Origin of the sequence: Metabacillus sp. Hm71, from assembly GCF_051842955.2 — a bacterium.
In the GTDB taxonomy this organism is placed as follows: domain Bacteria; phylum Bacillota; class Bacilli; order Bacillales; family Bacillaceae; genus Metabacillus.
This window is the reverse complement of sequence record NZ_CM200278.1, coordinates 5,744,131-5,757,032: the sequence shown is the minus strand read 5'-3', so window position 1 is coordinate 5,757,032 and position 12,902 is coordinate 5,744,131. Positions and strand designations below refer to the sequence as shown.

The 12,902-nt window shown below is 40.2% G+C and carries 15 protein-coding genes, 1 pseudogene and 1 riboswitch; of the genes and pseudogenes, 15 read left to right on the top strand and 1 reads right to left on the bottom strand.

The window, feature by feature from the left end:
- Positions 1–164: 164 nt before the first annotated feature.
- The 15 genes and pseudogenes from ACSVDH_RS28205 to ACSVDH_RS28135 all read left to right on the top strand — a co-directional run bounded on the left by ACSVDH_RS28205 (position 165) and on the right by ACSVDH_RS28135 (position 12,032).
- Complete coding sequence (locus ACSVDH_RS28205; protein WP_299091966.1) at positions 165–347, top strand: hypothetical protein; 183 nt, start codon at positions 165–167, stop codon at positions 345–347.
- A gap of 165 nt (positions 348–512) precedes the next feature.
- Positions 513–1,616, top strand: a complete 1,104-nt coding sequence (locus ACSVDH_RS28200) for a GerAB/ArcD/ProY family transporter (protein WP_439250859.1) — start codon at positions 513–515, stop codon at positions 1,614–1,616.
- A 116-nt stretch (positions 1,617–1,732) separates the two neighbouring features.
- A complete protein-coding gene (locus tag ACSVDH_RS28195) occupies positions 1,733–2,215 on the top strand; it encodes a hypothetical protein (protein ID WP_439250858.1) in 483 nt (160 codons plus the stop codon).
- A gap of 296 nt (positions 2,216–2,511) precedes the next feature.
- Positions 2,512–3,513, top strand: a complete 1,002-nt coding sequence (locus ACSVDH_RS28190) for a sugar-binding protein (RefSeq protein ID WP_439250857.1) — start codon at positions 2,512–2,514, stop codon at positions 3,511–3,513.
- A complete protein-coding gene (locus ACSVDH_RS28185; protein ID WP_439250856.1) occupies positions 3,510–4,949 on the top strand; it encodes a sensor histidine kinase in 1,440 nt (479 codons plus the stop codon). Before ACSVDH_RS28190 ends, ACSVDH_RS28185 begins: the two co-directional genes overlap by 4 nt.
- Positions 4,946–6,403, top strand: a complete 1,458-nt coding sequence (locus tag ACSVDH_RS28180) for a response regulator (RefSeq protein WP_439250855.1) — start codon at positions 4,946–4,948, stop codon at positions 6,401–6,403. The genes ACSVDH_RS28185 and ACSVDH_RS28180 overlap by 4 nt, the downstream gene beginning before the upstream one ends.
- Before the next feature lie 103 nt (positions 6,404–6,506).
- A complete protein-coding gene (locus ACSVDH_RS28175; protein WP_439250854.1) occupies positions 6,507–7,802 on the top strand; it encodes an ABC transporter substrate-binding protein in 1,296 nt (431 codons plus the stop codon).
- A gap of 140 nt (positions 7,803–7,942) precedes the next feature.
- A complete protein-coding gene (locus ACSVDH_RS28170; protein ID WP_439250853.1) occupies positions 7,943–8,908 on the top strand; it encodes a carbohydrate ABC transporter permease in 966 nt (321 codons plus the stop codon).
- A 1-nt stretch (position 8,909) separates the two neighbouring features.
- On the top strand, positions 8,910–9,731 hold the full coding sequence (locus ACSVDH_RS28165; RefSeq protein WP_439250851.1) for a carbohydrate ABC transporter permease: 822 nt from the start codon (positions 8,910–8,912) through the stop codon (positions 9,729–9,731).
- A 330-nt stretch (positions 9,732–10,061) separates the two neighbouring features.
- Positions 10,062–10,223, top strand: a pseudogene (locus tag ACSVDH_RS28160) (magnesium chelatase subunit ChlI family protein); the annotation flags it as partial.
- A gap of 63 nt (positions 10,224–10,286) precedes the next feature.
- Positions 10,287–10,616: a hypothetical protein gene (locus tag ACSVDH_RS28155; protein WP_439250850.1), complete on the top strand. Its 330-nt coding sequence runs from the start codon at positions 10,287–10,289 to the stop codon at positions 10,614–10,616.
- Between the two features lie 230 nt (positions 10,617–10,846).
- Entirely contained in the window at positions 10,847–10,924 is a 78-nt protein-coding gene (locus tag ACSVDH_RS28150) for an SEC-C metal-binding domain-containing protein (RefSeq protein WP_439250930.1), read from the top strand.
- Positions 10,903–11,277 (top strand): hypothetical protein, encoded by a 375-nt coding sequence (locus ACSVDH_RS28145; RefSeq protein ID WP_439250848.1) that lies wholly within the window; start codon positions 10,903–10,905, stop codon positions 11,275–11,277. The genes ACSVDH_RS28150 and ACSVDH_RS28145 overlap by 22 nt, the downstream gene beginning before the upstream one ends.
- Before the next feature lie 155 nt (positions 11,278–11,432).
- Positions 11,433–11,624, top strand: a complete 192-nt coding sequence (locus tag ACSVDH_RS28140) for a hypothetical protein (protein ID WP_518617448.1) — start codon at positions 11,433–11,435, stop codon at positions 11,622–11,624.
- A gap of 117 nt (positions 11,625–11,741) precedes the next feature.
- On the top strand, positions 11,742–12,032 hold the full coding sequence (locus ACSVDH_RS28135; protein ID WP_439250844.1) for a hypothetical protein: 291 nt from the start codon (positions 11,742–11,744) through the stop codon (positions 12,030–12,032).
- A gap of 42 nt (positions 12,033–12,074) precedes the next feature.
- On the opposite strand, the gene ACSVDH_RS28130 is transcribed toward ACSVDH_RS28135, so the two are convergent.
- Complete coding sequence (locus tag ACSVDH_RS28130; RefSeq protein WP_439250842.1) at positions 12,075–12,206, bottom strand: hypothetical protein; 132 nt, start codon at positions 12,204–12,206, stop codon at positions 12,075–12,077.
- A gap of 23 nt (positions 12,207–12,229) precedes the next feature.
- Positions 12,230–12,285, bottom strand: a riboswitch (cyclic di-GMP riboswitch).
- Between the last annotated feature and the right edge of the window lie 617 nt (positions 12,286–12,902).

Genomic DNA, 12,902 nt, shown 5'->3' with positions numbered 1-12,902 from the left:
CACATTTAGAATTGACTAGACCAGAATTTTGCAACATTGTTCATTTATTTTGCAATTTTATAAAACAATTTTGCAACCTCCTATTCTAATCTCCTGGAAGCAGGAGAATATTAATCCTTTATCTTTGACAAGATAAAGGATAACGAATAAAAGGAGGTTTTGTTATGCCAAATAATGGCCGAATCGTTAATAACTCATACCAAGATAAATCAAAAATATTTAAAAATGGTGTTCAATCAGCGACAAATTATGTGCAAAACGCAATCGAAAATGCTGCTGAGTCCACCCAAGATGCTACTCAAAACCTTGTAAATAATGTCATGAAGAGAAGACGGGATAAAGAGTGATAATGCGCATTGAGATGTTCAGGTCCGTCAACTAGCCCTTTACAAAAAGGGCTGCTTTTGGCTGTAAGGATATTCCGGTTATTTTGGTAAACGCTATTAATCAAATCTACTTTCCTTTAAGGTTCGATAATGAACGCTCATCTTATACATGAAAAGGGTGTCAAAGTGAAGAAGGAACAGATTAGTGCGCTTCAACTATTTTATATCCTTATCGGGGCTCAGTTTGGAACGGGGTTTATTTTGGGGTTGGGAGGAAAGGCTGGGCAGGATGCATGGATTGTCATTTTGGTTGCTGCTTTAAGTAGTCTTGTTTTAGTAGGAATTTATATCAAGTTGGCAGCCTTGCACCCGGAATTTACGTTGATTCAGGCCCTTCCCTTTATAGTAGGGAAATTTATCTCCTATCCACTCATTATTATGTACATCGTCTATTTTATCTATTTAGCTGCGAGAGTGTGCCGGAATTTGGGCGAACTGTTACTATCAACCATCTTAGTAAAAACCCCAATTTTAGTGGTCATTGGAATCTTTGTCATGTTGATCGTCTATTGTCTTCGTGGCGGAATTGAGGCGTTGGGACGCATGGGGGAGATCATTTTTCCGATCTTTATGTTTTCATTAATCATTGTCTGGGTGCTCCTGTTAAGCACAAGGACCTTTAATATTGGAAATCTTACCCCAGTTATAGGGAATGGGATTTTCCCTATTTTAAAAGAAGTTTACCCTACATTTCTTACGTTCCCATATGCTGAATCTGTTATTATGTTAATGCTAATTCCATTCTTAAATAATAAGAAGCAAGCGGGAAAGGTTGGATTTGCTGTAATTCTACTTGGAGGAAGTTTACTTGGAATCAATGCTGTCCTCATTTTATCCGTTATTGGCCCGGAAATTTATCAGCAAAATTACTATCCGTTTCTTTCGGCTACCAGGCTGGTTAGCATTGCTGATTTTCTAGAAAGATTTGATGCCTTAATTATTCTTATGATGGTAGCGGGTGTCTTTTTTAAGGTTGGCGTTTGGACCTATGCAGCAGCATTGGGAATATCCCAATTGTTTAAAGTGAACAATCTTAAATCAATACTGGTTGGTTTAGGGACGGTCATTACGCCATTGTCCCTACTATCAGGGAGTCATTTTGTTGTTTTTTTAGATATTGGTTATAAATATTTAACAACCTATATTCATACGTTGATGGCAATTGTTTTTCCATTTGTTTTACTATGCATTGGACAAATAAAGAAATTTATGGCGAGAAAACCGCTATAGTGGTGTAGAACCACATTATGGTATATTTTTGAATGATTTACATCAAACTACTAAGAAGAATGTAAATAAAGCTTGGTTTTGTTCATGCTAGGCAATAGATGGGATCAGGTGATTCAATGGAGATTATGAAGGCTGAAGGTGAATGGTTTGCTTGGTTATTAGTGATCATTTCGGTACTTATTGTTTTGCTTATGCCAAAGAAAAACCTAACATGGGTTGGCATTTTTATTACTTTTGCTGTAGCCGGGTATTTGACCTGGTTAGCTGATTCAATTGTTGGAGGGTCTTTTGATTTATTTGATTTGGCCGGGAAAAACACAATAGAGCTTGGTGATGCATTTTTATTAAGCTTTGTTCCGCCAAGCTTAGCTACAATATTTGTTAATTTCTACAACTCGAAGTATAGATGGATAATTGCTGTTATTTTTACACTTCTATCTTTTGTTTTGGAGCTGGGTTTAGTTCGAACGGGCTACATGGAAAATAAAAACTGGGAAACAGTGTATGGAATACCCGTGTATTTTGCAGTTTTCGGATTTTTATTCCCTTGGTTTCTAGGGCTGCTTTCAAAGAAAATGATGAAAAGTGATACTAATTAGAAAAATAGTCCTTTATGAAAGGGCTTTTTTTGGTTTACCAGAAAACTATAAAATCCCCTGTACTGTGAATAAGCGCTCATGTATCAGCTCCAGTGCCTAGTCACTTATGAATTGAAGCTTCAAAATACGCCTCCTATTCATGAGTGGCTTATTTGCCTTAGGCTGAGTAAAGCGCTTGCGCTTTTCTGAAATTTGCGATAGTTCTTTATTCACAAATGAAAAAATCAATAGCTGTCATTTCCTGCATAAATCATCTAAAATATTAGCAAGCGTTTACATATAAAAGGTGGGGGATCATGGTCTATTTCCGACGATTTCTATACATAGCAACACTTCTCGTATTCTTGCTAACTGGTTTTCTTACATTATATTACGGCAAAGAAACGTTTCATTTCTCTGGCGGGACTGTCCCCAGTTCAACTACTTCCAATTACCACATCGTGCTTATCCCAGAGGAGCTTGACAACGATTATTGGCGTCTTGTTGAACAGGGTGCGCACGATGCAGCCCAGTTTCATAATGTGTACCTGGAGTATCTCGGCCCAAAGCAAGCCAACAATGACGAGCATGTAAAAACGATTGACATGGCGATTGCCGGTCTTGTTGATGGGATTATCACCCAAGGGTTAGGCGAAGAAGAGTTTGAAAGGCTCGTAACAAAAGCAAAGGAAAAGCTGATTCCCGTTGTAACGATTGACACAGATGCCCCAAATAGTGACCGCGCAGTATACGTGGGCACAGATAACTATTACGCAGGCTTTCTTGCCGGCAAAGCGATGATGAATGACACAGCGGGCCCGCAGCAAGTTGGGATCATAACCGGCCGTCATGATGCACCACATCAAAAGCTTCGCGTCCAAGGCTTTAAGGATGCAGTCGCAACGGAAAAGCGCATCAAGATTATCGCCATTGAAGAGTCAACGATTACTGAAATTGGCGCAGTCGAGGCTGCCCATAAAATTGTAAAGGAACACCCGCAGGTAACAGCCTTCTATGGCACCAGTGCACTTGATGGCATCGGCATTGCCCAGGTTGTCAAAGACCTGAAAGCAGAGGATAACCTGTACATCATCGCTTTCGACATCCTGCCGGAAACACTCGCCTACATGGAAGAAGGAACAATTGAAGCAACAGTCGTTCAATTCCCATACCAAATGGGCTATGAGGCAGTTGAGAGAATTATTCAGCTCAAAAAAGGGGATAAGTTAAACCCACTTCAGCATACCGATACAAAGGTGATCTATAAAGAGGATCTCCCGATTTCACCTGCAGCAATGGGGGGAGGACAGCTGCCATGACCAAAATACGCAACAAGCTATTACTCTACTTTTTCGCCTTTGTCGTATTATTTAACATCGTATCTTATTCTATTTACTTGAGCAGCTCACAAATGGTTTCCGAATACCACGATAGCTTTGAGCGCTTTTTATTGTTTAATGAAATCACTCAGCAATCCACGCAAATCTATGAAAAAATCAATGCCTATGTGGTTGAAAAAGACCCTGCTTTTATTGAGGAATATCAAGATATAAAAAAACGGCTTCTTGAAAACAACGAGAGACTGACAGAGGAAGCAATGACAGGGATGAATCAACAAGAACTGGCCAAATATCAAAGAATGGTCGGCAACCTCATTTTTGAAAGTGACGTAACCATCGCAGCCGTTCGCTTTGGTAATGTTGATCAATATACCACACATGCGAAAGAAGTGCGCAGCATCTCATCCTATATCTTAGAATCAACCTTACAGCTCCTAAACCTTGAGCTCGCGGATTATCAAACGTTTTATCAGGAAATGGAAGAGCGCAGGTACGCATTCAAATGGTTCATCATCAATTTGTTCAGCTCAACCCTGCTTTTTGCGCTGTTAGCGGCTGTTTGGTTTTCACGTGGACTAACTAAGCCTCTTCGCAGTCTTTCAAAAGCCGCCAAGGAAATTTCAGCGGGCAATTTTGACGGTCCGCCGATTCAGGTCAATACAAATGATGAAGTAAAGGTATTGAGCGATTCTTTTCAGCATATGCGCGAAAATATTAAACAATTAATTGAAGAAATAAAGGAAAAATCGGAGCTCGACCAGCTGCTGAAGGAGCTTGAGCTAAAGCATTTGCAAAACCAAATCAACCCGCATTTCCTATTCAATACGTTAAACACTGTTTCAAGAATGGCGTACCTGGAGGATGCAGCCGTCACATCACGCCTCATCCAATCTGTCTCAACCCTGTTGCGCTCAAGCCTCGGCGACATCAGCAAAACCGTAACCTTAAGAGAAGAAGCAAATGTCGTGAAGGAATACTTTTACATTCAAAAAACAAGATTTGCAGAACGAATCACATTTCAAACAAGCATTGATGAAAGCTGCCTAAACGTAAAAATCCCTGCCCTGACCCTTCAGCCATTAGTCGAAAACTCTTTTATTCATGGAATAGAGGCTCTTGAAGAGGGCGGGATCATCAGTCTTGCAATCTATCAGGACAAAGCCGATGTCATCATCGAAGTATCGGACAATGGCAAAGGGATGGATGAGGTAAGGAAAAACCAAATCCTTTCAAATACAGTAGCTGATCTTCACGAGGATCATAGCGGGCATTCAACAGGCATTGGTCTGCGCAACGTCATCAAACGGCTCAAACTTGTTTATAAAAGGCCAGACACCTTAACGATTCACTCAGAGAAAAATAAGGGCACAACCATCCGAATCAAACTTCCATATCGAGAGGAGGAAGCAGAATGAAGATCGTGATCGTTGACGATGAAATGATCGAACGGAAAGCGATGAAGAAATTGATTGAAGAAAGCTTTTCACACATGAAAGTTGTTGGAGAAGCAGCAAATGGAAGGTTCGCCATTAAACAAGCAATGCAGCATAAGCCCGATGTCATGATTATGGATATTCACATGCCAGGCATTGATGGTCTTGAAGCAATCAGGCAAATCCTTCAGGAGCTTCCCAAAACAAAATTTATCATGGTCTCTGCCTATAATTCATTTGAATATGCGAAGGAAGCCATGAAGCAAGGGGTAAAGGAATACATCCTGAAGCCAAGCAATAAGCAAGAAACTCTTGAAGCGATTATAAGGGTGGAAAAAGAAATTAATGAAGAAAAGAGCGAACACTTTGAAACACAAAAAATGGCCAAGCAGCACCTCATCACCGCGATGATGCAAAACGAATGCACAGAGGAAACCGAGACCATGTACAAAAAACATTACCCAACGGCAAACATGGCTTTTTTCCAGGTGATCACAACAACACAGCCAGAATCTGTCTCTAAATGGCTAAACGAAAAAGCACCCTGCCCCTATATAAAAAAGGACCTGGGAGACAAATTGATCGTGCTTTTCATCACCGAGAAAAAATCGGCCCATCACGTAAAAGCTGATGCGCTCACAATCGCGCGCGCCATATGCCAAACCTTGCCGTCATCAACAACTATCGGCATCGGCAGCCCTTTTGCTCAGCTTGATAAACTGTCGATTTCCTACCAGCAGGCGTTACTGGCGTCTGCCCAGCTAAAAAAAGATGCGCATGTATCCTATGGCTATCCACTCGTTGAGGAAAATGTTGAGGATGGGACATTAATTAAGCTCGAAAAATCCTTGATGAATGAAATTAAAGCGGGACGACTAGAGCAAGCTAACGACTATTTTCTGCTATATTACGATTATGTAAGCAAAGAAACAGAGGAAAAAAACATCATTCCTCTGCTAGGAGAATGGGGCATCCGCTTAAAGCAATCATTGGAGCAGCACGGCGTATTCTTCCGCGATCTCCAAGTGCTTGAAGCGAAAACAAAGGATGATTTTCTCGAGCTGATTCGTCAATTTTGTGAAAAAATCATCCTGCAAAAGGAAGAAAATGATTCGATCATGATGGCGAAAACTTATATTCATACTCATTACAAAGAATCGTTTAGCCTTGAAGATGTGGCGGAATATGTAAAGCTAACACCAACGTATTTTACAAAGGTGTTCAAAGAGCAAACGAAACGAACCTTTATTGACTATGTAACAGACTATCGCATTGAAAAAGCAAAAGAGCTGTTGCTTCATACAAAGCTTAGTCTAAAGGAAATTGCCTTTGAGGTTGGCTATAAAGACCCGAATTACTTCAGTCGTGTCTTTAAAAAATGGACGAATTGCTCACCTAAGCGATATCGCAGTTTTGAAAGTACGACCACAAAATAATGCAGAAATAAATAAAATAGTGAAGAAGATAAACGGAAAGAAAGCAGATATCCCCCTCTATAATAGAGATCGAAAGCGATTTCAAACAGAGGGGGATTTTTAGGTGAAAAAGAGTTTTCTATTATCATTGTTGTTAATTTTCTCATTAATCATTTCAGCTTGCAGCTCAAATTCGAGCACGGAAGAAAAACCAGAGGGAAATAGTGAGGGCGGCGGAGATGCTCAGGCTCCGTTAGATATCTTTAGCTGGTGGACTGGTGCTGGTGAAGAGGATGGCTTAAAAGCTTTATTAGCGTTATTTGAAGAAAAATATCCAGATATTCCGGTTGAAAATGCAGCGGTAGCCGGTGGAGCCGGTACAAATGCAAAGGCTGTTTTAGCGAGCCGCATGCAAGGGGACGATCCTCCAGCAACCTTCCAAGTACATGGCGGTGCAGAGCTAAATGAAGGCTGGGTAGCAGCTGGCAAAATGGAACCGCTTAATGATTTTTATGAGGCAGAAGGCTTAAACGATAAATTCCCGCAGGACTTAATTGACATGGTTTCAAAGGACGGAAATATCTACTCCGTTCCCGTCAATATTCACCGCGGAAACGTTCTTTGGTACAACAAAAAAGTATTTGAAGAGAACGGCTTACAAGCACCAACAACTTTTGATGAGTTCTTTGAAGTTGCAGATGCGCTAAAAGAAAAAGGCATCACTCCTTTAGCACTTGGCGACAAAGAGCCATGGACAGCAACACATCTATATGAAACCGTTCTCCTTGGCGTGTTAGGAAATGAAGACTATGGCAAGCTTTGGACAGGGGAACTTTCATTTGATGATCCAAAGGTTGTCAATGCAGCAGAGATTTTCCAAAAAATGCTGACGTATATTAACGACGACCACAGCTCACGCAACTGGCAGGATGCTTCACAGCTAGTCGCAAACGGTGAAGCAGCCATGAATGTCATGGGTGACTGGGCAAAGGGCTATTTTGTAAATGATTTAAACTTAAAGGTTAACGAAGACTTCGGCTATATCCCAACACCAGGAACAGAAGGCCAATTCATGGTCATCACCGACACATTCGGTTTGCCAAAAGGTGTTGAGAATCCTGAAGGTGTTAAGAAATTTCTAAGCGTACTTGCTTCTGTTGAAGGCCAAGACGCATTCAACCCATTAAAAGGCTCAATCCCTGCGCGTGTTGACGCAGATATCGAAAAATATGACCAATACGGAAAAGACACAATGGAGGACTTCAAAACAGGAAAACTCGCGCCAAGCCTTGCACACGGCTCCGCAGCATCCGAAGGCTTCCTAACAAAAGTCAACCAAAGCATCAACATCTTTGTTACTCAACAAAACACGGATCAATTTACGCAAGACATGACAGCTGCAGCTGTGGAATTGAAGTAAAATCTTCGGGACTGTTCTCAACCAGAGGTAGGGAAGGGGCAGTCCCTAAAAACAGCATAGGTGCATTCCCGCAAGACACCTCTTAATGCTAGAGGCTCGTGTTAGGGGGAAAGTCCGGCGCCAAAAAAGGAGGAAAAACCATGGAATCAGTCAAACCTTATCCGCAACAGAAGACGGTTTCAGTCCTGCCTAAAAAGAAAAAGCGTTCAAGTGATCATCTCATGGCCATCGCTTTTATCCTGCCATCATTTTTACTTATCCTGATCTTTGTATACGGCTTTATTGCATGGACCGGTTATGTGTCATTCAGTAATTGGAACTCGCTCGTACCAGACTTTTCTTTCGCAGGTTTAAAAAATTACCTGTATTTGTTCCAGGATTTCCGCTTTCAAGCCGACCTGCGGAATTCGATCTTTTTTACGATATTGTTTATCGGCCTTGTTATCATAAGCGGCATGGGTCTGGCAATCCTGCTTGACCAAAAAATCAAAGCTGAACCGGTTTTTCGTAATCTGTTCTTCTTCCCGATGGCCTTATCATTCGTTGTTACAGGTGTTGTTTGGCAATGGCTTCTTAACCCTTCAACAGGTGTAAACTTATTTCTTAACAAGCTTGGCTTAAGCCCGAAATGGTATACCGATACATCAATATTAGCAGGTTTTGAATGGGGAAGAATCGAATTCGGGATCCCTGTGGCTCTTATCGCAGTCGTTATCGCAGCGGTTTGGCAAATGACAGGCTTCTCGCTTGCGATGTATTTAGCTGGCCTGCGCGGCATACCTGATGAAGTGAGGGAAGCAGCGCGGATGGACGGGGCAACGGAATTTCAGCTTTATCGAAAAATTATCCTGCCATTATTGCAGCCGATTACGGTCAGTGTCATCATTATCATGGCACATATTTCCCTGAAAATATTTGACCTCATTTATGCGATGACAGGTCCAGGGGCCAATTTTGTCACAGATGTGCCAGGAGTTTACATGTTTGAAACCACCTTCCGCGGCAACTATTACGCAAATGGTGCAGCGATTGCGATCATCATGCTTGTATCAGTAGCGATTTTCATCGTTCCATACTTAATCCATAGCAGAAAGGCGGAGAACTAACATGGCCCTACAACGCTTAAGCAAACCAATCATCTATCTCATTTTGATCGCCATGAGCCTTTTCTTTCTCATGCCAGTATATGTCATGGTGATCACAAGCCTGAAACCATTTGATGAGGTCACGCTAGCAACGATGTGGACGCTGCCGTCATCACTCGACTTTAGCGGTTATGCGGAAGCTTTCAGTAAACTATCACCAAACTTAATTAACTCATTTTATCTTGTCATCCCCGCAACATTGCTGTCCGCCTTGCTAGGGGCGATGAACGGATATGTTTTTTCAAAATGGAAATTTAAAGGGGCGGATGTTCTTTTCACGATTATTTTATTCGGTATGTTCATCCCATACCAAAGCATTCTGATTCCTTTAATTCAATTCCTGCGTGAAATCGGACTCTATAACTCAATCCCAGGACTTATCTTTGTGCACGTTGTGTACGGCCTGCCAATTACAACGTTAATGTTTCGTAATTTTTACGCAAACATACCAGATGAAATGATTGAATCGGCACAAATTGATGGCGCCGGCTTCCTGGGCATTTTTCGTTACATCATGATCCCTTTGTCAATTACAAGCTTTGTCGTCGTAGCGATCTGGCAATTTACAAATATATGGAATGAATTTCTTTTCGCCGTCACCATCACAACGTCAGACCAGCAGCCAATCATGGTCGCCTTGCAAAACCTATCCGGCTCGCAAATCGTCCAATGGAATGTGCAAATGGCCGGAGCGCTGCTGGCCGCATTGCCGACATTGCTTGTTTATATTTTGCTGGGCAAATATTTTGTGAGAGGACTGCTGGCGGGATCGGTGAAAGGGTAGCTATTTTCCTCCCTCTAACTAGAGGGGGATGCTTTTTTATTGTTAACGGTATTATAAATGAATGGAATTGTGGAATTAAACTTCATGAAGGACATTATACTGTGAACACATGAAATTTGTTCTTCCTGCTCCAAGTGAAGGACATAATATCAAGAGAACACATGGAAAATGTCTTTCATCCTCCTAGTGAAGATCAAAAACCTCCATGAATACGCGAAAAGCGGCCTTCATCTTAAACCCTCTGAAGACCTTGCTTCTAACCAGGATTTGTCCGTTCCTCTAGTAAATGTTGAAATTTTATTGATTATCTAGTAAAAAAATTATAGTAACCGGGTTCAAATTAAGCTTATTAGGTTAGCAAGAACAATTGCAGATTTATATGGTAGGGAGCAAATTTCAAATGCAGACTTATGGGAAGCATTTTCGTTTAGACGGATAAGTGAAAGTCATGTTCCAAAACAAAACATAAATAGGAAATATGAATTTCTTTAGACAATTTTTTATTAGCAAAAAAAAGTTAAAAAATGTAGAATGGTGTGGAAGGAGGTGAGCACGGTGGAAGAAAGATTCAACCGCATTGAAGAAATGTTAACTACTCTAATAAAAATGGTAGGCAGTATTCGTGAAGAACAGGCTTCAATGAAAGAAGAACAAATGTCAATGAAACAGGAATTAACTTCAATAAGAGAAGAACAAACATCAATGAAAGAAGATCAATCTTTAATATGGGAAGAACTTCGACTCATGCGCACGGAGAGTGAGCAACGGCATAAAGAAATGATGAATCGTTTTACATTGCTTAAGGCTGACCATGAGCATACATGGGAAAAGACTGTTCGGAATGAAAGAGAGATTGGCATAATAAAGAAGCACATTGAGATTTAACCTCCATATAAAATCCGCTAAAAAACACTTCCTTTATTGCCTCAAAAAGCATGAACATCAAAATTATTTTCAACTATAAGAAGCAGTTCTTTCTTATTGTATAGGAATTGCTTCTTTTTCTGTTAGAATACAAGGTAGGAGATTCCTAAAAAGAATAGAAAAGAAGAAATAAGGCTAGAATGTTAATAGTGTAGTAGAAAACCATCGATCGGCAGAAAGCGATGTGAAAAGTGAGCATAAAAAGAAATGACCCATGCATTTGTGGCAGCGGGAAGAAATATAAGCAATGTTGTTTGAAAATAATGTAGTGACGCTAGAAACAATTCGTGATAATGAATTAAATCAACTCCAGTTCGAACTTTTTGCATTTGCAACTAGCCACTTTGAATTTTTATTAACGGAAATGATGGATGACTTTTTGGATGGTTTAGATTTGCTAGAAGTGGAGGAGGACTTAGTTTCTTTATACTTTACTGTTTGGGCAATTTTTTCCGTTCAAATCGAACCAGAGGAGACCATCTTTACACAATTTCTTAACCAGAAAAAGAAAAATCATACGCTGCGATCATCAACCTTACAGCAGCTTGAAGCATGGAATCATACTGTTGCTTCCTTCTCTATAGTGAAAAAGATCATTGATGATCTCCATATTGAGGTTTAGGATGTAATTACGATTGAAACGAAACAAGTAAAGCTTTCTGAAAAGCATGAGGACATTGAGAGGGAGGAATTCTCCTTGGCTTTTTGCTTCCGTATGGAAACTATTATTCATATTTCACGATGTATCTCGATTTTTCAGCAAGCGAAGCGTCAAGTATGGCTGCAGAGGTTTTAGCCGACTTTGATGCTAGTGACTATCCAAGCGCCGAACTGTTTATGGTTCATGAATTCCCAAAATTCCTCCTAAATATATTCGCTGGGCAAATGGGCGGCCCTGATCTTGATCAATTGAATTGGACAAACCCAAAGTATGAAGAGGTTGCTGAGATATACAAAGAACATAGCTAGGAAGAAGAACTCCCAAAGCAATTTCAAGACCTAGGGGTAATGCTGTAGTTTATCTACTGCCAGCAAACAAACCCGTATTTTCGTAAACCGGAGATCTATGCAGCAGCATTGCATTGTTTGGTAAACGAAAATATTCCATTCTTTGACTTATACGAGCAATCAGAAATCGCCGAGATCTATGAAGTGAGTACAGCTTCATTGTCAAAAGCATATCACCAGCTTAAAAATGGCCTGGAAGATGAATTGGAGCAAATAGCCGATTTCATGACTGATGATATATATGACCTTTTAGATGATGAAGATATTTATGATGAATATGACTACGGTGATGAGGATGATGATTACACTGACCTCGAAGATTTGTTTTTAGAAGAGGAAGAATCTTCTGTTAATAAAAAGAAAAAATAATGCAAATCAAAAGTGCCTGGCCACAACCAGGCGCTTTTATGTTTAGTTTAACAGCATCGTCAACATCGCTGTTAAAAAGGCAGTCGCGATCGGTAATGAAACATATAGAATCGTTCGTTTTCTTTTTTTAACTCTTTCAATTTCCTCGGGTGTTGCCCAATGATAATTCGACATCAACATATTCCCCTTTTATCCTTGATGGCAGCTTCTGGCTTTGCGTCTTCACCTTATAGTGATTTTGCCGTTATTTATAGTATCGGGTTGAAATATGTCGATTTTAGTAGGTCTTTTTACCTGTTTTATATTGAGGATAGTCAATAGGTAACGGATCGTTAGGAATAGATTTGTTCTCCGGGAAAACACTATAAAAAAGGTGATAGAGACATGATAATGAAAACCAATAAACCAATTAAGATAGGGTCTAGCAAAACAGATGTTAAGCTCATTTTTAGAATAGAAAACCCTGATTTTCTATTTAGAGTAGAAAGATCGGGATTGTTTTTATGGCCGAAGTTGATCTATGAGATTTATAGAATTTGATTACCTTGGGTTAAAAACGAATGTACTCCTAAATATTAGTTGTATTCATCTTTAGGAGGATATTTGTTTTGCTAATAAAACTTTGTGTCTTACAAATGATGGAATGACCATACTTTCACTATTAACCATTTGGATTTTACCATCTCTTTGGCTGCAACCTTAGCCTATTGCAAGTAAGCGCATGGATCTAAACTATACAGCTCTACATCAATCATGAAGCAGTAACATTTTTCACTTGAATCTTAGGGTAGTTGACTTTATATATATATCACCTTCAAACTTGGCAATTGTTCCTTTACCCCCGAGCATGACAATATGCGATCATTATTC

Bases quoted from the DNA above. Each gene is read 5' to 3' on its own strand.
- ACSVDH_RS28205 (WP_299091966.1), top strand. From the start codon at position 165: ATGCCAAATAATGGCCGAATCGTTAATAACTCATACCAAGATAAATCA.
- ACSVDH_RS28195 (WP_439250858.1), top strand. From the start codon at position 1,733: ATGGAGATTATGAAGGCTGAAGGTGAATGGTTTGCTTGGTTATTAGTG.
- ACSVDH_RS28190 (WP_439250857.1), top strand. From the start codon at position 2,512: ATGGTCTATTTCCGACGATTTCTATACATAGCAACACTTCTCGTATTC.
- ACSVDH_RS28185 (WP_439250856.1), top strand. From the start codon at position 3,510: ATGACCAAAATACGCAACAAGCTATTACTCTACTTTTTCGCCTTTGTC.
- ACSVDH_RS28180 (WP_439250855.1), top strand. From the start codon at position 4,946: ATGAAGATCGTGATCGTTGACGATGAAATGATCGAACGGAAAGCGATG.
- ACSVDH_RS28170 (WP_439250853.1), top strand. From the start codon at position 7,943: ATGGAATCAGTCAAACCTTATCCGCAACAGAAGACGGTTTCAGTCCTG.
- ACSVDH_RS28165 (WP_439250851.1), top strand. From the start codon at position 8,910: ATGGCCCTACAACGCTTAAGCAAACCAATCATCTATCTCATTTTGATC.
- ACSVDH_RS28145 (WP_439250848.1), top strand. From the start codon at position 10,903: ATGTTGTTTGAAAATAATGTAGTGACGCTAGAAACAATTCGTGATAAT.
- ACSVDH_RS28140 (WP_518617448.1), top strand. From the start codon at position 11,433: ATGGCTGCAGAGGTTTTAGCCGACTTTGATGCTAGTGACTATCCAAGC.
- ACSVDH_RS28130 (WP_439250842.1), bottom strand. From the start codon at position 12,206: ATGTCGAATTATCATTGGGCAACACCCGAGGAAATTGAAAGAGTTAAA.